Source organism: Vibrio sp. 970 (assembly GCF_033339075.1).
In genome coordinates this window covers 1-594 of the sequence record NZ_JAWOTW010000554.1, presented here as the reverse complement: position 1 = coordinate 594, position 594 = coordinate 1, and the positions used below count along the sequence as shown (strand labels likewise).

The following is a 594-nucleotide window of genomic DNA, read 5'->3' as shown; positions in this document are numbered from 1 at the left end:
CAGTGTGCTTGAGAACGGTTTCCGCATACTGATTTTCTTGCTCTAGGTGCTGCAAAATTTCTGGATCTTTACGCTCGTCGTCACGCATCCAGTAGTAGTTATCAACGCGAGTATCACCATGATTGGTCATCGCGTGAGGGATTTTTTTTGCAACCGGGTCTTGAGTTTGCTGAGCACCGATCTGTGATTGGGAATATTGAGTCATGGTTGGAGTTCCTTGATTGCTGCATCCGGCGATAAGCGCGACCGATACGGCCAACGTAGTTAAAGTGAAACGCATCTGTTAATCCTTATATTTTATACCTAAGTTGCCTCATCCTGAGGGTATGGACTTTGGTTTCATTGAGAGTTTTCAGGCTGGTCACGCTTTTGTTTTAGAGAGCAGAAATGTGGTTCGAGAAGTGGATACTCTCCCCATTTGTGAACGGCTCATTGTTGTGACCTGTTGGCTTGAAAACGCATTGTGTAAGCAACTGTTATTTTTAACAAATATCACTTCTAAAGTTAAATCATTCTCATCAATAAATAGAGGGCGTGTGATATGAAAGAAGGGACACACTATTTTGTGTGTCCCTTTTCAATGCGTTGGTCAGA

Annotated in this window: 1 pseudogene; it reads right to left on the bottom strand. The window is 42.9% G+C overall.

The features are described 5' to 3' along the window. Window positions 1-280, bottom strand: a pseudogene (locus tag R7Q11_RS27830) (oligopeptidase B); the annotation flags it as partial. Window positions 281-594 lie beyond the last annotated feature (314 nt).